The organism is Bradyrhizobium neotropicale (genome assembly GCF_001641695.1).
In the GTDB taxonomy this organism is placed as follows: domain Bacteria; phylum Pseudomonadota; class Alphaproteobacteria; order Rhizobiales; family Xanthobacteraceae; genus Bradyrhizobium; species Bradyrhizobium neotropicale.
Window position 1 is genome coordinate 71,212 of sequence record NZ_LSEF01000008.1, and the last position, 19,196, is coordinate 90,407.

Sequence of the window (19,196 nt, forward strand, 5' to 3'; positions counted from 1 at the left end):
GAGCCGCTGGTCAGAGCGTGTCCAGATGGAAGTCCACGCCTCCACCCCATGCGAAGTTGCCGTCTCCGCCGTGGCCGCCGATACCGGCCGCGACTTCCTGGTGCTGGTCCACCATGAGCTTGTTGATCTGAGTGGCGTCCGTATTGGCGTATACCTTGGTGGTATCGTGGCCGCTGTAGGACTTCTGGCTTCCGTTCGACTCCGCGTCTCCGCCATGGGCCTTGGAAAGCAATGAGGCCTTAGCGTTTGCGCCTCCGGCGTCCCAATCCGCCGTCTGTTTGACGTGATCGCCGGTGCTCACATGCACATCGGCACCGTCGGCCTTGTTGGTTGGATCGAAGTTGAGAGTCGGCTTGCTGATGATGGCTCCCTTGAAAGTGCCGTCGCCGCCATTTCCGGCACTTTGACCGCCGGTGTTGATCGATTTGAAGTCGATCGTGTCCGTGATGTTGATTGCCTTTGGCAACATTTGAGGCCTCCGTCGTTCTGTTGTTGTCGTGCAGCATCCATCCCAAGCAGGCGGACGCGCACGGCAAGTCTGATCCGCCCGCGCGCGAGGGCGATAGATGTCAAATCGGACACCATCCGGTTTGGTGGGCCTACGTACGAAAGTACGACATTCGTCAGGGGAGGGCGCCTCGGTGCGGGCTTTGCATGCGAAGAGTGGCGACTGCGCCTGCCGCCATGCGATCAATCCTGCGAGCGGTGCGACGTTTCGCTATGCCACCAGGTGAAGGTCCGACAAGAGATGCGCCGCGTCGCCGCCCAGCGCGAGATTGCCGTGGCCGCCGTCGCCGCCAACTCCGGCGATCTGGACCGCACTCTGGTCGATGTGCACGTTGTTGACCTGATCGGCCACGGCCGTCGAATGTGGACCTGCGATTGCGATGTTGATGGGTGTATAGATCGCGACGCTGACATCGACCAGACTGCCCGCAAAATAGCCGTTGCCGCCATTGCCTGCGCTGTTCGAACCAGTCGCGATCGTGTCGGAGCCGCCCCACAGATTATGGGAGAGAAGGTTTGCATGGCTGCCGGCTGCGGCGTTGTCGTTGCCGCCGTGCCCGCCAATGCCGGCGATCTGAACCGCGGATTGATCCACGGAGACATCATTTGTCTGGACCGCATAAGCGCTGGAGCCATAGCCCGCGACCGCGATGTTGATCGGGTTGTACAGTACGAACGAGGTATGGACGAGCTCGCCGTAAAACGCGCCGTCACCGCCATTGCCGGCCTGATTGCCGCCGGTTTGAACGTCCCAGGCGCTCGCTCCGTGGCTTGATCCCCAACTGGGGTCGAGCGTGAGGATGCTACCGCCGGCGGCCACATTGCCATGTCCGCCACTCCCGCCGACGCCCGCGATCTGCGTGACCGATTGATTGATGTCGACCGTGTTCGATTGACTTGCGTGAGCAGAGCCGCCCGAACTCGCCAATGCAATGTTGATCGGATGATAGATCACCACGGGAGCGTCCACCAACGCACCCGAGAAATAGCCGCTGCCGCCGTTACCGGCACTGTTGTCGCCGCTCGCGATCAAGCCGGCGCCCGCGGAACTACTGACGCTCCCTCCCGACGCAATGTTGTCGTTGCCGCCATGTCCGCCGACACCGGCCATCTGAAAGGCGGATTGATCGACATTCAGATTGTTGGACTGGCTGGCGAGGGCGACCGATCCGTATCCCGAACTCACCGAGATGTTGATGGGTTCATAGATGAGCAGGGACGCGTGAATGATGCCCCCGTAAAAGTAGCCGTCTCCGCCGTTCCCGGCCGTGTTCGCCCCGCTCTCGATCGTGGCAGTGCCCATCCCGGGGTGGGATGCGCCAGAAGCGGACTCGGTGGCCGAAGAATGCTGGCCCGTCGCGGCGTGGTGGCCGCCCGTGCCGACCGCCGCTGTGGTGGGGTGTTCGGATTGAATTGGGCCAGAGTCATGGAGCGGGGAATGGGCGCTCACCGGCCGCGCTCCAAGATCTCCGAAAGAGCCTGGACTATGGATCAGCGGTGCCGGCCCCGGTTCGTCATCAGCATCGTACCCATCGTGGTGATGGGAGGCGTGATGATGCAGCCGGATTCCATCCGACATCAGCGAAAAATCCATCGAAGCCTTCCTCATCACAATCGCTCCGTGCAATCGGACGGGTTCCGCACTCCGGACAGAATGTCATCCCGGGAAGGTCGAAAGCCCAGTCGTCAGTTCGGACATGACCCTTCGTGCGGCAGCCGTAACATCGGCTATATCCTTTCGGGTACCACCACAGCCTTTGTAACGTTGCGCAAGTCGATGCTGGAATCGGGATCGCCTCCTCAATCGCCATTCGATCACCACGAACCGGCGCGTCTTCTCGCGCTCTCGCGAAAACAAAAGGCCCCGGCGTCGACCGGGCCCTTATAAGGGCAGTAGCCCATCGACGTTTGCGGGCCTGACTATGCTACTTCGGCAAAACTCGCTCCGCCAAGATTAGGACTGGTTTGGGCTAAAAAGGCGAAGAGCTCAGCGGACCTCAATGAACGCCGAGCCACTTCGCTGATGGGCCCGGAAGCGGTCATCAACTAGCAGACAAGCGCCTGCCTGCCTCCATGCTGGCCCTCTCAGGACGAGAGCCTCGGTGCGGTATGAATCAGGCGGCCCCTTGGGGCCGCCTGATTCAGCCTCGGAGCGGATGATCTATTGGCAGAGATGCTGGAGACCGTCAGCGCCCTTGTAATAGGTGCCGGGCCTGCAGACGATGCCGTTGCGGGCAGCATACGTGCTCCAGTTGCCGTACCAGCCGTTCTCGCCGTACATGCCGTTCCAGCCGGTGCCGCCGTACATGGCGTAGGAATTGCCCCAGCCGCCGGCGGTCGCGGGCGCCGCCGCAGGCGCGCGATACACCGATCGCCGAATTGGCGCCCGATATCGATAGATGGGGGTAGACCCGGTTCCAAGACCCGTGCAATTGGCGAATTCAGCTTGGCATTCGTCCGGATTGGAGAGGGACGCCTGCGCCAGTGCGGCAGAGCTGGACAGGGCGGATGCCGCAATCACGATCGAGAAGGCGCAAGCAGCTAGGGCAACCTTTCTTACATGCTTCATAGGCTTTCTCCGTTGCACAGGAAGACAACGTTGACACGTGTGTTGTCCGCGTTGCAACGAGGGTTGATCCATATCAACGTGTGCGATCCGCAATCCGAAATGCCGATAAAGTCTTCGTGACCCTTGTCTGTCATCTGCGAATGTGATCGCAAATTTGCATCCGGTCGCGCGACATGAAGCACGCATTGTTCGCGTCACTTGCGCGGTCACGCCAATTCAGGATGTCAGCTGCGCGCGCTGTGCTCAGGGCGGCAGGAATGCTGCTGCCCGCTCGAGCTGGTCGACCGGCGCAGCTTCGGTGGGCCGCTCGAACACCAGGCGCGAGGTCGCTGATATTGCAGCGTCTGCACTGCCATCCTGGCCGATGAGGATAAGGCCGGCTCCGCCATTGGCGACAGTCAGAATGATCTCCTCGCCGCTCCAGGTCTTGATCGAGTCCATTCCGATGATGAGAAATTCACCCGTGGGCTGGTCAAGATATTGAAGCCTCAATTGAGGGCCGATCTCCGCTGGAGCGATCCCAAAACCCAGCCGCTTGGCGCGCGCGTAAATTGAGGCCAAGGTCACGGTATCCGTCTTGAAGCCGAGCTCTGCCGCCGAAACCGTGACAAGCTCGACGTTCTTTTTCCTGGAGCTGACGATAAAGGCCGGTCGTGCGAGGACTTCCTCAGCCGATCCTCCGACATGGCAGCCGTTTGCATCCAGGGCATTACGAAGGGTGAGCGAATTCGAAAAATTACCGAGCGTGATTTTCTTCCATGCCGGTGGATCGACGACGGATCTGATCGGCGTGACCGGCGCATGAGCTGAGGAGGCCGGCTTCAGCTTCAATTGTTTCTGCAACACATCTCGCGCGCTGCATTGCGCGCGAGATTCAGTCGCGAACTGGAATATGCACACCGCGCAGAACATCGCGATCAAGAGAGGATGTTTGCGATGATGTGCTGCTGTCGAACGATGTTGTCGCGCCCGACAGGCAAATCGCTGATAAAAACTTTGGTCCATTGCAACCTCTCGCGTGAGGCGCGGACAAAATGAATTACGAAGCGCTTTTCAATATCGGCGGCCAGTCCGCGTCGTAACGGACCTCTGGAAACGGCTGTCAGCTTAAACCCGATCGCGAGCGTGAGCATCGGAAATTTCGGGAGAGGCACAGAGAGTCTATCGGGCAAGCATGCTGACGGAGCTCGCACACGCCGGTGCGCTAGCACCGTTCGAATACCGCGCACGCTTTGATGAGCACCTTCCCCCGTGAGGGAGAAGGGAAGGGGCCAAGTGTCGGCCGAGTGTCCGCCTTACTTCTGCGGCGGTCCCAGATCCAGCGGCGGCAGGTCGATCTGCGGCACCTCGATCTTGACCTTGTCGAGGTCGACGTTGAGCGGCTTGTCGAGCAGGCCCGTCACCACGGACGGGAAGACGATCACGAGCAGCACCATGATCATCTGCAAACCGATCCAGGGCACCGCGCCCCAATAGATGTCGGAGCTCTTCACCGAGCGCGGCGCGACGCCGCGCAGGTAGAACAGCGCGAAGCCGAATGGCGGATGCAGGAACGAGGTCTGCATGTTCACGCAGAGCATCACGCCGAACCAGATCAGGGCGGCATCCGGGCCGACCACCGGCGCCAGTACCTTCTGCGCGATCGGCGCGATCATCGGCAGGATGATGAAGGCGATCTCGAAGAAGTCGAGGAAGAACGCGACGAAGAAGATGAAGAGATTGATGAAGATCAGGAAGCCCCAGACGCCGCCGGGCAGCGAGGTGAGCAGGTGCTCGAGCCAGACGCCGCCGTTGCATCCCAGGAACACGATCGAGAAGCAGGTCGAGCCGATCAGGATGAAGGTGACCATGCAGGTGATGCGCATGGTCGTCTCGTAGCCCTGCTTGATCAGGTCGCGCAGGTCCGGGATGCGGGCCGCTTCGATGCAGATCCAGGCGACCGCGAGATAGGTGATCGCATAGGCGAACTTGAAGACGATGTTCTCGCTGTAGAGCATCGCGATGATCGTGCCGATGCCGGCGGTGATCACACCGATGATCAGGATCTTGCGCCCCGCGGAGGAGAAGTCCTTGTGGTGGATGGCGGCGAGAACGATGGCGCCGACCGCACCCATCGCGCCGGCTTCGGTCGGGGTCGCAAGGCCCAGCATCATGGTCCCGAGCACGACGAAGATCAGGACGGCGGAGGGGATGATGCCGAGCAGGCATTTCCGCCAGAGCGGCCACCCGGTCAGGGTGCGCGCCTCCTTGGGGACCGCAGGAACATGGCTCGGCTTGATGAGGCCGAGCACGAAGGTGTAGCCGGCGAACAGGATGATCTGGAAGATCGAGGGGCCCCAGGCGCCGAGATACATGTCACCGACGGACTTGCCGAGCTGGTCGGCGAGCACGATCAGCACGAGCGAGGGCGGAACAAGCTGCGTGATGGTGCCGGAGGCCGCCAGCACGCCGGTGATGTAGCGGATGTTGTAGCCGTAGCGAATCATCACCGGCATCGAGATCAGCGCCATGGCGATGACCTGCGCCGCCACCGTGCCTGTGATGGCGCCGAGGATGAAGCCGACGATGATGACGGAGTAGCCGAGGCCGCCGCGGATCGGGCCGAACAGCTGGCCCATGGAATCCAGCATGTCCTCGGCAAGCCCGCATCGCTCGAGCACCGCTCCCATGAAGGTGAAGAAGGGAATCGCGAGCAGGAGCTCGTTGGAGAGCACGCTGCCGAATACGCGGCCCGGAATCGCCTGGAGGAAGTTCAGGTCGAAGAAGCCGAGATGGATCGCGAGAAACCCGAAGGAGAGGCCGAGCGCCGCCAAGGTGAAGGCGACGGGATACCCAATCAGCATCGCCAGAACCAGGCCGCCGAACATCAACGGCGGCATCATCTCCAGCGTAATGGTCATTGGGTCGGCCTCTCATACTTGGCGTCGATCGTCACGTAGCCCTGGAGAGCCGCGATACGCTTGATAACTTCGGATACACCCTGCAGCGCCAGCATGACGAAGCCTGCGGGGATGACGAACTTGATCGGCCAGCGGAGCAGACCGCCGGCATTGCCGGACATCTCGCCGACGTCATAGGCCTGCATGAAGAACGGCCAGGAGAGTTTGGCCAGCAGCAGGCAGGAGGGGATCAGGAAGAAGAGTGTGCCGATCAGGTCGAGCCAGAGCTGGCCGCGTTCGGATAGCATCAGATAGAATATCTCGACGCGGACATGCTCGTTGCGCTTGAAGGTGTAGGATGCGCCGAACATCACGAGGACGGCGAACATGTACCATTGCAGCTCCAGCCAGCCATTCGACGAGTAGCTGAAGGCGTAGCGGATCATGGCGTTTGCCGCGCTGACGAGGCAGGCCAGCAGCACCAGCAGATTGCAGATGTTGCCGATCTTCTCATTGAGAAGGTCGATGGCGTTACTCACCGCCAACAATGGACGCATCTTAGTTCTCTCCGCCGCGGCCTGACTTCATGGGAGGCATCAGCACGCATCACTCGGCCCGCGTGCAACATGCGCGCGGCCGCACGGCCGTATTCCGGAGCGATTGCGGCGTCAGTCCTCCCCTCAATGCCTTGCCGTCTTGACCGCGACCGCCAACGGGGCGGGCCGGCTTATTGTTGCCGGGCAAGCAAAGGCGGATGCACCATTTCAGCGGGTTGCTGCGCCGTCAATCGGAAAATGGACAAATTGACGCGTCGTCAGCAGCTTAGGTTAGCGGGGCGTGCGACGAATCGTCAGCCGCCGGTGACGCTCATGTGCCGGCTCACGCTGGGCCGGTCGTGGCGGCGATCGATGATGAAGTCGTGGCCCTTCGGCTTCAGTCCGATGGCGCGGTCGATCGCATCGGCAAGCAGCGCGTCCTCAGCCGACGCACGCAGGGGTTTGCGCAGGTCGGATGCGTCCTCGTGGCCGAGGCAGGTGTGCAGCGTTCCGGTGCAGGTGATCCGCACGCGGTTGCAGGATTCACAGAAATTGTGGGTCATCGGCGTGATGAAGCCGAGCTTGCCGCCGGTCTCCGCGACGCTGACGTAGCGCGCCGGCCCGCCGGTGGACTCCGTGAGGTCCGTCAGCGTGAACTGCTGGGCGAGCCGCGCACGCACCAGCGACAGCGGCAGATACTGGTCGATGCGCCCCGCACCGATCTCGCCCATCGGCATCACCTCGATCAGCGTCAGGCCCATGCCCTTGCCGTGGGCCCACCGCATCAGCTCGGGAATCTCGTCCTCGTTGAGGTTCTTCAGCGCCACCGCGTTGATCTTCACGGCAAGGCCCGCGGCGCGCGCCGCTTCGATGCCCTCGAGCACCTTGTCGATCTCGCCCCAGCGGGTGATCTCGCGAAACTTTCGCGGGTCGAGCGTGTCGAGCGAGACGTTGATGCGGCGGACGCCGCAATCGGCAAGCTCCTGGGCGTATTTCGCAAGCTGCGTACCGTTGCTGGTCAGCGTCAGCTCATGCAAGCTCCCGGTCGTCAGATGGCGCGACAGCGAGCGCACCAGCGACATCACGTTGCGGCGGACCAGCGGCTCGCCGCCGGTGAGGCGCAGCTTCCTGACGCCCTTGGCAATGAAGGCGGAGCAGAGCCGGTCGAGTTCCTCGAGTGTCAGCAAATCCGCCTTGGGCAGGAACGTCATGTCCTCCGACATGCAGTAGAAGCAGCGCAGGTCGCAGCGGTCGGTGACGGAGACGCGCAAATAGGTGATGGTCCGTCCGAACGGATCGGTCATTGGGCTCGACAGCGCGGCGAGGGGGCTCGCAGGAGATCCGTTCATTCGATAGGCCTTGTCACTTACGGCGACGGGCGCACCTTTGCTTCAGCGGTGCTCTCCGTGCAATCTAAGCATCGGACGCGGCAAGGACAATCGTGCGCTTCACGGAGTTCAGCGCTGCGGCGGCGAGCCCGCATTGGGATCGGGGAACGGTGAGCCGGCGGTCGGTGCGGTGTCTGCGGGTGCGGCTGCGGCGGGAGCCGGTTTCGGCTTCCTCGGCCGGTGCGGCTTTTTCCTGACTGGCTTCGGCGGCGCTGCCGGCTGGAGTTCCGCGAACACCGGATTCGGATCGGTCGTGGCGGTCGCGGGCGAGGTGAAGCTGCCGGGGTTCTTGATGACATTCACCGGCACGCTGGCCGCCTGGTACTTGTTGAGGGCGTAGCTGACCGTGAACGGGCCGTCCGGCGCGGGGACCGAGACGGAGCAGGGGGTCTTGCAGCCCGGGCCAAGCGAGGTCGTGGCGTCGGCGCCCGGCGGGTTGGATTCGAGCTGGACCTGGACCGGCGGTGGGGCGGACTTGAACATGTCCGAGACCGAGGAGCAGCCGCCAAGGCTCGCGAGAAGGCTCGCCCCCGCTAGCGCAATCGCGATGACACGACGCATGGCCCATCCAATTATGTGCGACAGACCGCCACAATCCCCAGCGGCGACCTTAGGAGCGTCGTTCCGCCCGGGCAACCGGCCGGGCGCGCATGGATAATAGATGGTTAACGCAGTGGAGCGTTGGGATTAACTAGTGTTTTCAGTTGCTTGCTGCGAACCCCTAAGCGCTTGCCCTAAGCACTTATCAGGCTGCTTGCGGCAGCCGGCAGGTCGCGCATGTGATGGATCAGCCGGTCCGGCTTCAGCTCGGCGATCGGTACGTCGGTATAGCCGAAGCTGACCCCGATCACGGGAACCCCGGCGCGCCGGGCTACTCCCACGTCGGTTCCGGCATCGCCGACCATGATGCTGGCGGCGAGCTGCCCGCCGGCCCGCGCCACCGTCTGGCGCAGGATGGTCGGATCGGGCTTCTGGACGCCAAAGGTATCGGCGCCGCAGATCGCCGCGAAACGGCCACTCAGTCCGAGCTGGTCCAAAAGCCGCTTGGACAGCCATTCCAGCTTGTTGGTGCAGACCGCAAGGGTGTGGCCGTGCTCTGCAAGATGGTCGAGTGCCGCCTCCAGGCCCTCGAAGGGACGCGATTCGTCGGCGATATGGTCGGCGTAATAGGCGATGAAATCGGCCGTCAGCCGGTCCATCTCCGCGATGCCGACCATGCGGCCTTCGGCCTCCAGGCCCCTCTCGATCAGCTTGCGGGCGCCGGCGCCGATCATGTTGCGGGCCGACTGCGCCGGCACGGGCGGCAGCCCTTCGCGGTCGAGCACGTGGTTCAGCGCGTTGATCAGGTCGGGCGCCGTATCCACAAGCGTGCCGTCGAGATCGAAGACGATGGTGTGACGAGAGGTCATGGGCGAAAGCGCTATCGGGCCGGCCGTATCAGCGCAAGGGGACATCCCATAAGATCAGCTTATAGACTTGGCCCGAGACCCTGTTCTCCGGGCCAAAACGAGGCTAGATAGCCCCGCAAGCGATGGTTTCAGCGGCATACCGATCGAGGACAGGCTCAACGTGGACATGGACCAATTGAAGCGGCAGGCCGCGGCGCGTGCGCTCGAGGACGTGCGGGACGGCATGCAGCTCGGGCTCGGCACCGGTTCGACGGCAAAACATTTCATCGAGCTGCTCGGCGAGCGCGTGCGGGCCGGCCTCAAGGTGATCGGCGTGCCGACCTCGGAGGCGACGCGCGCGGATGCCGAGCGCTGCGGCGTGCCGCTGACGACGCTGGACGAGATCGACCATCTCGACCTCACCGTCGACGGCGCCGACGAGATCGATCCCGCGCTCAATTTGATCAAGGGCGGCGGCGGCGCGCTGTTGCGCGAGAAGATCGTGGCAGCGGCCTCGGATCGTATGATCGTCATTGCCGACGACACCAAATGGGTGCCAACGCTCGGCCGCTTTCCGCTTCCTGTGGAGGTGATCCCGTTCGGGCTCGGCGCGACGCGCCGGGCGATCGAGAAGGCATTTGCGAGCTGCGGAGTTTCCGGGCAAATGGCGGTCCGCAAGGCCAAGGATGGCCACGTTTTCGTCACCGATGGCGGCCACTGGATCCTCGATGCCCAACTCGGACGTATTGAAGATCCGGCGCGCCTCGCCGAGGCGTTGAGCGCGATCCCCGGTGTGGTCGAGCACGGGCTGTTCATCGGCCTGGCCAGCTCGGCTGTTCTGGCGGGTGGCGGCGGAATCCGCGTGGTTGAACGGCGAAAGCCCTAAGGAGACTAGGAATGAAGAGCGTGTTTAAATTCTTGCCGGCCGCGACCCTCGCTGTGGGACTGGCCTTCGGTGCCCTCCCGGCCTCGGCCCAGCAGCCGGCCGCGCCGCCGCAGCAGCCGGCCCAGCCGCGATCGACGCCGGCCGCGATCGCCGCGGCCAAGGAGATCCTGGTGCTCAAGAGCGCCAATTCGATGTACGCCAACGCCGTGCCCGGCATGGTGGAGAAGACCAAGACCGCGCTGATTCAGCAGAACCTCAACTACCAGAAGGATCTGAACGAGGTCGCGCCGATCGTCGCCCAGCAGCTCAAGGGCCGCGAGAGCGAGATCGGCGAGGGCATGGCGCAGGTCTATGCCAGCGAGTTCACCGAGCAGGAGCTGAAGGATCTCGTCACCTTCTACAAGTCGCCGCTCGGACAGAAGCTGATTCAGGCCGAGCCTCGCGCCATCGGCCTCAGCATGGCCTTCATGAACTCGTGGGCCCACAACTTCTCCGAGACCGTCATGGGCGCCTTCCGCGCCGAGATGCGCAAGCGTGGCAAGGAAATCTGACAGACACTATATCTGATCAGAATCCCTAAAGCGCCCATCGCGCTTTAGGGTGTTATTTGAGGTCGGAGTGGACAATGGCTGAATTCGACGTCGACCTCTTTGTCATCGGTGGCGGTTCGGGCGGCGTGCGTGCCGCCCGCATCGCGGCCGGCCACGGCGCCCGCGTGATGATCGCGGAAGAGTACCGCATGGGCGGGACTTGCGTGATCCGTGGCTGCGTACCCAAGAAGCTGTTCGTGATCGGCTCGCACGTCCGTCACGAGATCGAGGATGCCGCGGGTTTCGGCTGGACCATTCCGCAAGCGACCTTCGACTGGCCGACGCTGATCGCCAACAAGGACAAGGAGATCGCGCGGCTGGAGGCGGCCTACACCACAAACGTCGAGAAGTCGGGCGCACAGATCGTCAAGAGCCGCGCGGTGCTGGAGGACGCCCACACCGTCCGCCTGCTCGAGAACGACAGGAAGATCACGGCAAAGTATATCCTGATCGCCACCGGTGGTGCGCCCAACCATGGCGCGTCCATCCCCGGCATCGAGCACGTGATCTCCTCCAACGAGGCGTTTCACCTGAAGAAGCTGCCGAAGCGGATCGTGATCCAGGGCGGCGGCTACATCGCTCTGGAATTCGCCGGCATCTTTGCCGGCTACGGCTCCGACGTCACCGTGATCTATCGCGGCGACAACATCCTGCGCGGCTTCGACGAGGACGTTCGCGCCCATGTCCGTACCGAGATGGAGAAGCAGGGCATTACCATCCTCACCGGCTGCACGGTGACCAGGGTCGATCGCCACGGCGAGGAATTCACCACCCATCTGTCGAACGGCTCCAGCGTCGCCTCCGAGCAGGTGATGTTCGCGATCGGCCGCCATCCGGGCGTCGCCAATCTCGGCCTCGAGAAGGCCGGCGTCGCCATCAACCCGAAGAACGGCGGCATCGCGGTCGACCACTTCTCGAAGAGCTCGGTCGACAACATCTACGCGATCGGCGACGTCACCCATCGCTTCAATCTGACGCCGGTCGCGATCCGCGAGGGCCACGCCTTCGCCGACACCGTGTTCGGCAAGCGCGAAGTCAGGGTCGATCACGCCAACATCCCGACCGCGGTGTTCTCGCAGCCGGAGGTCGGTACCGTCGGCCTGACCGAGACCGAGGCGCGCGCGCAGTACAGCCACGTCGACATCTACAAGACGACGTTCCGCCCGATCAAGGCGACGATGTCCGGCCGCGACACCCGCGTGCTGATGAAGCTCGTCGTCGACGGCTCTTCCGACCGCGTGCTCGGCTGCCACATCGTCGGCGATGCCGCCGCCGAGATCACCCAGGCCCTCGCCATCGCCGTGAAGATGAAGGCGACCAAGGCCGATTTCGACGCCACGGTCGCGCTGCATCCGACCGCGGCCGAAGAACTCGTCACCATGCGCACGCCGACCGCCCGCCACGTGCGGCAGGCGGCGGAGTAGGTTTTTTCGAACAGTCGCGCCCGTCAACCCGGAAGCGGGATCAGCGGCGCGACCTCGCGGTCATGCGGGTTCTCGCTCGCCGCAAGGCCTGCCGCGACGCCGACGCGGTCGGCTTCGGGACGGTTCTGGCTCATCTTGCGCTTGCCCTCGAACCGCACGACGGGAATGCGTATGCCGACGATTCCGCGAAGTTGCGCGGCGATGAAGTCGGCGGGAGCGTCAGTGACGGCCCAGGGTTTTGCGCGGGATCCTTCATGCCTGTTCGTCAGCCGCGTCACAGCGTCGAGCAGACGTTCCGGCTCCTGGAAGAACTCCACCGGGCCGTAGGCATGCACCGCGACGTAATTCCAGGTCGGCACGACCTTTTCGGTTTCCCGCTTGGTCGCGTACCAGGACGGCGTCACATACGCGTCGGGGCCTGAGAAGATCGCTAGCGCATCTCCGATCGGGGCCAGCTTCCATTGCGGGTTGGCCTTCGCCAGATGGCCGTACAGCACGCCATGCTCGCCTTCGCTCTCGTCGAGGAAGAGCGGCAGCGGGGTCGCCACCGGACCCTCGGTGGTCGCCGTCACCAGATTGGCAAGGCGCGCGGAGCGGATGGTCGCGCGGATGCTCTCGATGTCGTCGTCCTTGAAGGCAGGGGGTATGTACATGGCTTATCTCCTTGGGCTCGGAGATAGTCCAAATCTGGCCTGCAAGAAACGGCCAGTTTTGAGCAATTCAACAAGTCCAGTTATCCATGCGCCACCTCGTCGACTGCCTGGGCGAGAAGCCGGCAGCCGCGTTCGATCTGCGCCGTCTCAAGCGCCGCATAGCCCATGACAAGACCGACCGCCTCCCGCGACCGGCGCCGGCCAACTCGGCGTCCATCGAACAGGGCGGAGACGGGATAGATGCCGACGCACTTGGCGCGGGCCGCTTCGATCAGCGCCGCTTCGCGCGCTTGCGGCACATCGTCGAACCACGCCACCACGTGCAGGCCAGCGGCTGCGCCGTCGATCCGGACCCGGCCGCGGAACCTGCGGTGCAAGGCGTCGAGCAGCGCCTGCTGGCGTTCGGCGTTGCGTCGGCGGACCCGGCGGACATGACCGTCGTAGGCGCCGCTCTCCAGCATCGCGGCGAGCGCATCCTGCTCGACCAGCGGTGTGTGCCGGTCCATGACCTGCTTGGCGGCGCCGAACAGGGATCGAAGCCCGGAGGGCACCACGAGATATCCGATCCGCAGTGTCGGAGAGAGTGTCTTGGAAATGGTTCCGAGATAGATCACGTTGTCACTGCCTTCCAGCGCATGCAGCGGCGGAATCGGTTTGGTGTCGTAGCGGTACTCGCTGTCGTAGTCGTCCTCGATCACGCAGGCGTTGCTTTTCCTCGCCCAGGCGAGCAACTGGTGACGGCGCCCGATCGGCAGGACGCCGCCCAGCGGATATTGATGCGACGGCGTCACATAGGCGAGACGGGCTTCGACGCCATCGAGCTGTTCCGTCTCCAGGCCGTCCTGATCGACAGGGATCGGGACCGCGACGGCGCCCGTCGCCGCAAAAGTGTGCCGCGCCATCTGGTAACCGGGATCTTCCATGACGAAACGGTCGCCGGCGTCGAGCAGCAGGCGCGCGCAGATGTCGAGGCCCTGCTGCGAGCCGTTCACGACGACGATCTGATCGACCTCGCATCGCACGCTGCGCGACCGCCACAGATAGCCCTGAAGGGCGTTGCGGAGCCGCAGCGAGCCGCAGGGATCGTCATAGGCCAGGCGTTCGGGCTTGCGGCCCATCGCCGCGACCACGGCTTTCTTCCACGCGAGCATCGGGAAGTCGGATGGCGAAAGCTCGCCATAGCGGAAGTTCGCGACCAGACCGCGCGGCGGCTCGGTCCAGCGCGGCGGATCCTGCTGCAGCCGCTCGCCGAACTTCGACAGCCGTACGACGCGCGTGGACGTCCGAGGGGCGACGCGCGCACGTCCGCGCTCGACGACCGCGGGCGCGACGCGCGGCCTTGCGCCATGCCGTATCTCGATGAAACCTTCAGCGGCGAGCTGCTCGTAGGCGACGGTGACGGTCGAACGCGCCACGCCCATCTCGTCGGCGAGCGCCCGGGACGAGGGCAGCGCGCCGTCGGTGCCGTATACCCGCGCCATGATCTGATCCCTGAGCGCCTCGTAAATCTGGCGCGCTCCCATCCGGCCGGCACGGCGCTCGGGATTCGTTCTCATCTCGACCATCCATCGTTCGCAGGAAGGAGCGATCTCTCACGCTCGTGATCAGTACGACATGAAAGGCGGCGTAGCATATCTTCATTGCAGGCGCCGGCTTCAACGTTGTTCTAAGGGGCCGAAGTGACAGAAGCGTAGACCGGAGATCGAGATGGACGATCGAGTCAGGTTGACGGCGCTCCAGCGCCATTGGGATGCTTCCGACGCAAACGATTTCGAGGTCGAGCATGACATCTATCGTGAGGATGCCGTGCTTGATTATCCGCAATCGGGCGAGCGGATCCGTGGTCGCGGGAACATTCAAGAGAGCCGTTTCGTCCAGCCGAACAAGAAGCGCTTCACGATTCGGCGAATTGTCGGCGCCGGCGATCTGTGGGTGACCGAATTCGTCCTGACCTATGACGGCGCGCCATCCTATGCGGTGAGCATCATGGAATTCCGCGAAGGACTGGTCGCGCACGAAACGCAATATTTTTGCGATCCGTTCGACCCAGGCTCCTTGCGTGCACATCTTGTCGAGCGCGTGAGTTAGGGCGCTTCGGTCTGGATGCGCCGAGGGACTTTGGGCTGCGTTCGTAGATGTTCATCGCTCCAAATCTGATTGATCGACAAATATTCGAACGCGGCCAACATCCTCGACTTCACGATAGTGGCTCAACTCCTTTTTGAGTTCGGGATCTGAATTGGCCCAAGCCAACCAATCGAACTGGAACGTGCTCAGCAGATAGGTATCCACCAGAATTACATCCGGGCGACCGTTTCGCAGGTCTGCCAGCAACTGCCGCCGCTCGAACTGTATGATGTCGTCCAGTTTCGCTTGCTCGGCTTGCGTTGGTTGCGAGCCGTTCTGGCGCAATATTGCGCCGGCCGCCAAGAGCTGCGCACAAGAGCTGCCCACCCAAATTCCATGGATTTGACGGACGAGCGGATGCCCCAGACCGATGTGATCGGTAATCGTGAGCAGCCGCGGGTGCTTTACAAGTGCTTGGACACGCTGCTCCAGCGACGGAAACCCCGGGGCGGGTGAGGATAAATAGAACCCGACGAGCACAACGACAGCAAGGCCGCCGATCGCAACCGCCGCCCGCAATGTCTTGGTGCAGACATGCAGCAGCGGCGCCGCAATCGCGAACAGACAAAGCGCGTAGGCCGTGTAGGGCCACCCCTTGCCTTGAAGAAGGAAAGCCGCGCCTCCGCCGACCGATGCAGCCAGCCAAGGCGTCGCGTCGCTCCACATTCTGAAGTTTTGAGGGGCTACGAGGCGCAGGAACGCGATAGAGGCGCCGACCACGGCGATTGGGAGAGGAAGTAGGCTCCCGAACTCTCTCCTGATTGGCAAATAGGCCTCAGTGACCATCGGAGCATAGGAGAACAGATATTCGGGGAAGACGGCAAACACGACCGCCCCGTAGCTGGCCACAGTAATGGCGGCTGTACATGCTTCAAAGGTCAACAAAGGCCCGAAAGAACGCTGACGGACGGCGGCAAGGATGATCGGCAGGCCCAGCACCAGAGCAAAAAAGGGCTTGATACACATGGCCAGCCCCGCGCCCAGTCCTCCGAAAATCGCGACCGGTCCGGGATCGAAGCCGCGCCAACGTATCGCGGTGATGGCTACAAAAGGGGTCAGCGCAATGACGGCGATGTGTTCACGTTGTCCGAATATGGCGCCCGGAAGAATTGCGAGCAAAATCGCAAGCGACCACGCCGAGAAATTTCGCTCTCCGGCTTCCAGCTTTGCCGCTGCAGCTGCGCGATCGATGACGACAAGCGCGCCAACGATCTCGACAATTACCAGGATGATCACGATGTACTCGGGGGCAATGCCGGTCAATCGTGCAAGCTTCACTGCCGGCATGTACATGTAGACCGATAGAGGCGGGTTGGACTCGAAGAGGTCGATCCCAAGCCTTCGGCCATCCAGGATTTTTTCGTTTGCAGTGAGCAGCCAGCCCAGATCCGCGTTGAGTACGAGAGGTATCTGAATCAACAAGGCCGTTGCGAGGATCGCGGCCACGATAGTCCAGCGTTGATTCATGCTGAAGCTGCTTCTTGCCGCGAGCGCCCGCGGCAGATCGAGCCTCACGTCTCGGCCGCCAAGCGGAGGCGATCTATCCTCTTCCACCTAGGTTAACCTGCCATAGCGTGATCAGCGCCATTCTCAACCGGCAGTCGTTACTATTGTCCTACAATGATCCCGAGCAATCCTGTTTGGGGGGCCTGGGGCAGGACCCGTTGCAGCCTCGTTCCGGGAATTGCTGACGGAACTGGGCACAGGAGCGGAGCTTCGGTCTCATCAGCCGACGTCAGATCTATCCACTCCCTTCAGGGGGGGCACGGACTTCCGCGCGAAGGCGGGGACGATCAAGCCAGGATGACGGGGCGACTAACTCCTGAGTGCCGATAGCTGATCCGTGTCATAGCGGGCCCGCAATTTCGCGATCTCAGCGGGATCGGCCGCGCCGCCGCGCGCCACGATCTCGGCCAGCTCCTCGAAATAGCGCTCATGGCCGGGCGGCGACACCGTCATGAGCACGCGCGCGATCTTGTCGGACGAGTTGCCGATGTTGTGCGGCACCCCAGGGGGAAGAAACACATAGGTGCCGGGCGTGGCGCGCACGCGTTCGTTGCCGACCTGCCAGTCGCACTCGCCCTCCAGGACGTAGAACGTCTCCTCCTGCACGCGATGGACATGCAGGCCGGTCGAGAAGCCGGGTGGGATCATCCACTCGAACATCGAGGTGTGTCGCGTGTCGTCGCCGGTGACCAGACACGTCATGGGATGGCCGGCAAGCCTGACCTGCCTGCCTTCACCGGGTCTGCGGATGATCGGCTTTGCACTCATCTCCAACGCTCCAGTTGCCATGATGGGGGCTTCAGCCTGCTCCTGCCGCCTCCAAAGGTCGTGAAAGACCCCCGAAATTGGTGCAAAATATCCCCGAAATGGCCCCGCAGCACGCACCAGACACCTACAAGTTCGGCGCCTTTGCACTCGATGCCGAGACGGGCGCGCTGTTTTGCGGCGGCGCGCCGACCTTGCTCGGCCAGCGGGGCGCCGCGCTGCTGCGCACCCTGTTGGAGCGCGCCTCATCTCCCGTCAGCAAGGACGCGCTGATGGAGGCGGCGTGGCCGGGGCTCAATGTCGAGGAAAGCAATCTCACGGTGCAGATCGCCGCACTCCGCCGTGCGCTCGAACAGGATGGCGGCGGCCGCTGGATCGAGACGTTGCCGCGTCGCGGTTACCGCTATGTCGGTCCGCCAGTGACGCGCGTCGAGGCGAATGCGAACGAAGCCGCGCACCGGGCCGCGTTGTTGGTGCCGGTCAAGCCTTCGGTCGCCGTGCTGCCGTTCGAACATTCCGGCGAAGCCGCCTGGTTCGCTGACGGCATGGTCGACGACATCATCACGGGGCTGTCGCGCATCAGATGGCTATTCGTGATCGCGCGCAATTCCAGCTTCGTCTGGCGGGACCGCGTCGCGGACGTCAAGCAGGTCGGCCGCGATCTTGGGGTACGCTATATCCTGCAGGGCAGCGTGCGGCGCGCCGCTGACCGCCTCCGCATCAATGCGCAGCTCGTCGATGCCGCAAGCGGCACCCATATCTGGGCCGAGCGCTATGACCGCACCGTGGGCGACTCGTTTGCCCTGCAGGACGAGATCGCGCTCGCCGTGGTCGGCGCGATCGAGCCGAGCCTGCGCCGCGCCGAGGTCGAGCGCATCCGGCGCAAACGCCCCGACAGCCTCGACGCCTACGAACTCGTGCTGCGCGCCCAGCCGGATGTCGACTCCGGCATGCCTGATCGTGCTGCGCTCGCGCTGCCGCAGCTTGAGCAGGCCTTGGAGCTCGATCCCAGTTACGCGCTCGCTCACGGCCTCGCCGCGATGAGCTATCACAATCGCTTTCTGCGGGCAGGGCTGAGGGAAGAGGACCGGCTGGCGTCAGTCCGTCACGCGCGACTTGCAATCGAGCACGGGCGCGACGATGCGCTCGCGCTGACCTTTGCCGGCTTCTCGCTCGGCATGGATGCTCATGACCGCCAGGCCGCCTTCGCCGCGTTCGAAGCGGCCCTGGCGCTCAGCCCCTCGACTGCGCTGGCCTGGATCCTCGGCAGTGTCGTCGCCGGCTGGGCCGGTCAAGCGGAGCGCGCCATCGATTGGAGCGAGCGCGGCATGCGCCTCAGCCCGTTCGATCCCTGGGCCTTTGCCGCCTACGATGCGCAGGCGCTCGGCCATTTCTGCAGGGACCGCCATGAGGAGGCGGCGAGCGCGGCCTACAAGTCCAATCTCGCCAATCCCGCGCATAGCATCACCTGGGTCCAGCTCGCAGCATCCCTCGCTGCGCTCGGCCGGCTGGAAGAGGCGAGGGCGGCGGCCGCGTGTGTTCTGGAGTTGCAGCCGACTTTCCGCATCGCCAGCCAGTTCGCCGGGGTCGATTGCGCGGCGGAGCTCGCATCGAAGCTCGGTCGCGCGCTGCGCGCAGCCGGCCTGCCGGAGTGATGTGGGCTCAGTGCAGCAACGCTAACGCGTAGCAGCGTGTTCGGGACACGAGAGCGATAATGCCGCTATGCCACACTCCGTCATTGCGGAGTGGGGCATTGCGTAGCAGTCGCGCCTAAGCCGGCTTGTCCGAACACGGCAACATGGAACCGATGCGGCTGCTGGTCGCATGCGCGGCGCCTTGATTCCGGTCGGCTCACCGTTATCTCTCACGAGAACAAGAATCCGGGCCCCTCTGGCGAGGACGCCGACATCGTCGGCAAACCTCGCGATGTCGGATGACCTGTCCCGCGCGCGAATGCGATGGATCGGCCGATGGTCGG

Annotated in this window: 19 protein-coding genes; 5 read left to right on the forward strand and 14 right to left on the reverse strand. The window is 63.5% G+C overall.

Translation table 11 applies throughout. The annotated features are described in order from the left end of the window. Nucleotides 1-10: 10 nt before the first annotated feature. The 10 genes from AXW67_RS01085 to AXW67_RS01125 all read right to left on the reverse strand — a co-directional run bounded on the left by AXW67_RS01085 (nucleotide 11) and on the right by AXW67_RS01125 (nucleotide 9,288). Nucleotides 11-469: a hypothetical protein gene (locus tag AXW67_RS01085; protein ID WP_063675953.1), complete on the reverse strand. Its 459-nt coding sequence runs from the start codon at nucleotides 467-469 to the stop codon at nucleotides 11-13. Between the two features lie 249 nt (nucleotides 470-718). Beyond that, complete coding sequence (locus tag AXW67_RS01090) at nucleotides 719-2,101, reverse strand: hypothetical protein (RefSeq protein WP_245315340.1); 1,383 nt, start codon at nucleotides 2,099-2,101, stop codon at nucleotides 719-721. Nucleotides 2,102-2,668: 567 nt separating this feature from the next. Next, nucleotides 2,669-3,076, reverse strand: coding sequence for a hypothetical protein (locus AXW67_RS01095; protein WP_051310553.1), 408 nt, complete (start codon nucleotides 3,074-3,076; stop codon nucleotides 2,669-2,671). 243 nt (nucleotides 3,077-3,319) lie between these two features. Then, nucleotides 3,320-3,988: a hypothetical protein gene (locus AXW67_RS01100; protein ID WP_347336738.1), complete on the reverse strand. Its 669-nt coding sequence runs from the start codon at nucleotides 3,986-3,988 to the stop codon at nucleotides 3,320-3,322. 5 nt (nucleotides 3,989-3,993) lie between these two features. Further along, on the reverse strand, nucleotides 3,994-4,209 hold the full coding sequence (locus tag AXW67_RS42980; RefSeq protein ID WP_201723622.1) for a hypothetical protein: 216 nt from the start codon (nucleotides 4,207-4,209) through the stop codon (nucleotides 3,994-3,996). Nucleotides 4,210-4,371: 162 nt separating this feature from the next. Further along, nucleotides 4,372-5,976: a TRAP transporter large permease gene (locus tag AXW67_RS01105; protein WP_063675959.1), complete on the reverse strand. Its 1,605-nt coding sequence runs from the start codon at nucleotides 5,974-5,976 to the stop codon at nucleotides 4,372-4,374. Beyond that, nucleotides 5,973-6,512 (reverse strand): TRAP transporter small permease subunit, encoded by a 540-nt coding sequence (locus AXW67_RS01110; protein WP_063675961.1) that lies wholly within the window; start codon nucleotides 6,510-6,512, stop codon nucleotides 5,973-5,975. The genes AXW67_RS01105 and AXW67_RS01110 overlap by 4 nt, the downstream gene beginning before the upstream one ends. A gap of 293 nt (nucleotides 6,513-6,805) precedes the next feature. Continuing rightward, entirely contained in the window at nucleotides 6,806-7,840 is a 1,035-nt protein-coding gene (moaA, locus tag AXW67_RS01115; RefSeq protein ID WP_063675962.1) for a GTP 3',8-cyclase MoaA, read from the reverse strand. Between the two features lie 108 nt (nucleotides 7,841-7,948). Beyond that, nucleotides 7,949-8,440, reverse strand: coding sequence for a hypothetical protein (locus tag AXW67_RS01120; RefSeq protein WP_063675963.1), 492 nt, complete (start codon nucleotides 8,438-8,440; stop codon nucleotides 7,949-7,951). A gap of 173 nt (nucleotides 8,441-8,613) precedes the next feature. After that, entirely contained in the window at nucleotides 8,614-9,288 is a 675-nt protein-coding gene (locus AXW67_RS01125; RefSeq protein ID WP_063675964.1) for an HAD-IA family hydrolase, read from the reverse strand. Between the two features lie 160 nt (nucleotides 9,289-9,448). Between AXW67_RS01125 and rpiA the strand changes: the two genes are divergently transcribed. The 3 genes from rpiA (at nucleotide 9,449) to gor (ending at nucleotide 12,167) form a co-directional block, all read left to right on the forward strand. Then, nucleotides 9,449-10,153, forward strand: a complete 705-nt coding sequence (gene rpiA, locus AXW67_RS01130; RefSeq protein ID WP_145927340.1) for a ribose-5-phosphate isomerase RpiA — start codon at nucleotides 9,449-9,451, stop codon at nucleotides 10,151-10,153. 11 nt (nucleotides 10,154-10,164) lie between these two features. Continuing rightward, nucleotides 10,165-10,704: a DUF2059 domain-containing protein gene (locus AXW67_RS01135; RefSeq protein WP_027551744.1), complete on the forward strand. Its 540-nt coding sequence runs from the start codon at nucleotides 10,165-10,167 to the stop codon at nucleotides 10,702-10,704. A 74-nt stretch (nucleotides 10,705-10,778) separates the two neighbouring features. Further along, nucleotides 10,779-12,167 (forward strand): glutathione-disulfide reductase, encoded by a 1,389-nt coding sequence (gor, locus tag AXW67_RS01140; RefSeq protein WP_063675967.1) that lies wholly within the window; start codon nucleotides 10,779-10,781, stop codon nucleotides 12,165-12,167. 23 nt (nucleotides 12,168-12,190) lie between these two features. Here gor and AXW67_RS01145 read toward each other — a convergent pair whose 3' ends face one another. Both AXW67_RS01145 and pdxR read right to left on the reverse strand, forming a co-directional pair. Further along, a complete protein-coding gene (locus AXW67_RS01145; protein WP_063675969.1) occupies nucleotides 12,191-12,820 on the reverse strand; it encodes an FMN-binding negative transcriptional regulator in 630 nt (209 codons plus the stop codon). Nucleotides 12,821-12,900: 80 nt separating this feature from the next. After that, a complete protein-coding gene (pdxR, locus tag AXW67_RS01150; protein WP_063675971.1) occupies nucleotides 12,901-14,385 on the reverse strand; it encodes a MocR-like pyridoxine biosynthesis transcription factor PdxR in 1,485 nt (494 codons plus the stop codon). Between the two features lie 142 nt (nucleotides 14,386-14,527). On the opposite strand from pdxR, the gene AXW67_RS01155 reads away from it, so the two are divergent. Continuing rightward, complete coding sequence (locus AXW67_RS01155) at nucleotides 14,528-14,908, forward strand: nuclear transport factor 2 family protein (RefSeq protein ID WP_063675973.1); 381 nt, start codon at nucleotides 14,528-14,530, stop codon at nucleotides 14,906-14,908. A gap of 51 nt (nucleotides 14,909-14,959) precedes the next feature. Here the strand turns inward: AXW67_RS01155 and AXW67_RS01160 are convergent, their stop codons facing one another. Together AXW67_RS01160 and AXW67_RS01165 are read right to left on the reverse strand one after the other, a co-directional pair. Then, nucleotides 14,960-16,462, reverse strand: a complete 1,503-nt coding sequence (locus AXW67_RS01160; RefSeq protein WP_245315342.1) for a hypothetical protein — start codon at nucleotides 16,460-16,462, stop codon at nucleotides 14,960-14,962. A 300-nt stretch (nucleotides 16,463-16,762) separates the two neighbouring features. Next, on the reverse strand, nucleotides 16,763-17,221 hold the full coding sequence (locus tag AXW67_RS01165; protein WP_063675977.1) for a cupin domain-containing protein: 459 nt from the start codon (nucleotides 17,219-17,221) through the stop codon (nucleotides 16,763-16,765). A 98-nt stretch (nucleotides 17,222-17,319) separates the two neighbouring features. Here AXW67_RS01165 and AXW67_RS01170 point away from each other — a divergent pair, with 98 nt between their 5' ends. After that, nucleotides 17,320-18,873: a winged helix-turn-helix domain-containing protein gene (locus AXW67_RS01170; RefSeq protein ID WP_063675979.1), complete on the forward strand. Its 1,554-nt coding sequence runs from the start codon at nucleotides 17,320-17,322 to the stop codon at nucleotides 18,871-18,873. Nucleotides 18,874-19,196: the final 323 nt, after the last annotated feature.

Excerpts from the sequence above, each read along its gene's own strand:
- AXW67_RS42980 (WP_201723622.1), bottom strand. The coding sequence starts at position 4,209 with ATGCTCACGCTCGCGATCGGGTTTAAGCTGACAGCCGTTTCCAGAGGT.
- AXW67_RS01145 (WP_063675969.1), bottom strand. The coding sequence starts at position 12,820 with ATGTACATACCCCCTGCCTTCAAGGACGACGACATCGAGAGCATCCGC.
- pdxR (WP_063675971.1), bottom strand. The coding sequence starts at position 14,385 with ATGGTCGAGATGAGAACGAATCCCGAGCGCCGTGCCGGCCGGATGGGA.
- AXW67_RS01105 (WP_063675959.1), bottom strand. The coding sequence starts at position 5,976 with ATGACCATTACGCTGGAGATGATGCCGCCGTTGATGTTCGGCGGCCTG.
- AXW67_RS01155 (WP_063675973.1), top strand. The coding sequence starts at position 14,528 with ATGGACGATCGAGTCAGGTTGACGGCGCTCCAGCGCCATTGGGATGCT.
- AXW67_RS01170 (WP_063675979.1), top strand. The coding sequence starts at position 17,320 with ATGGCCCCGCAGCACGCACCAGACACCTACAAGTTCGGCGCCTTTGCA.
- AXW67_RS01125 (WP_063675964.1), bottom strand. The coding sequence starts at position 9,288 with ATGACCTCTCGTCACACCATCGTCTTCGATCTCGACGGCACGCTTGTG.
- AXW67_RS01090 (WP_245315340.1), bottom strand. The coding sequence starts at position 2,101 with ATGGATTTTTCGCTGATGTCGGATGGAATCCGGCTGCATCATCACGCC.
- AXW67_RS01165 (WP_063675977.1), bottom strand. The coding sequence starts at position 17,221 with ATGAGTGCAAAGCCGATCATCCGCAGACCCGGTGAAGGCAGGCAGGTC.
- AXW67_RS01110 (WP_063675961.1), bottom strand. The coding sequence starts at position 6,512 with ATGCGTCCATTGTTGGCGGTGAGTAACGCCATCGACCTTCTCAATGAG.
- AXW67_RS01120 (WP_063675963.1), bottom strand. The coding sequence starts at position 8,440 with ATGCGTCGTGTCATCGCGATTGCGCTAGCGGGGGCGAGCCTTCTCGCG.
- AXW67_RS01085 (WP_063675953.1), bottom strand. The coding sequence starts at position 469 with ATGTTGCCAAAGGCAATCAACATCACGGACACGATCGACTTCAAATCG.
- gor (WP_063675967.1), top strand. The coding sequence starts at position 10,779 with ATGGCTGAATTCGACGTCGACCTCTTTGTCATCGGTGGCGGTTCGGGC.
- AXW67_RS01095 (WP_051310553.1), bottom strand. The coding sequence starts at position 3,076 with ATGAAGCATGTAAGAAAGGTTGCCCTAGCTGCTTGCGCCTTCTCGATC.
- AXW67_RS01135 (WP_027551744.1), top strand. The coding sequence starts at position 10,165 with ATGAAGAGCGTGTTTAAATTCTTGCCGGCCGCGACCCTCGCTGTGGGA.
- AXW67_RS01100 (WP_347336738.1), bottom strand. The coding sequence starts at position 3,988 with ATGTTCTGCGCGGTGTGCATATTCCAGTTCGCGACTGAATCTCGCGCG.
- moaA (WP_063675962.1), bottom strand. The coding sequence starts at position 7,840 with ATGAACGGATCTCCTGCGAGCCCCCTCGCCGCGCTGTCGAGCCCAATG.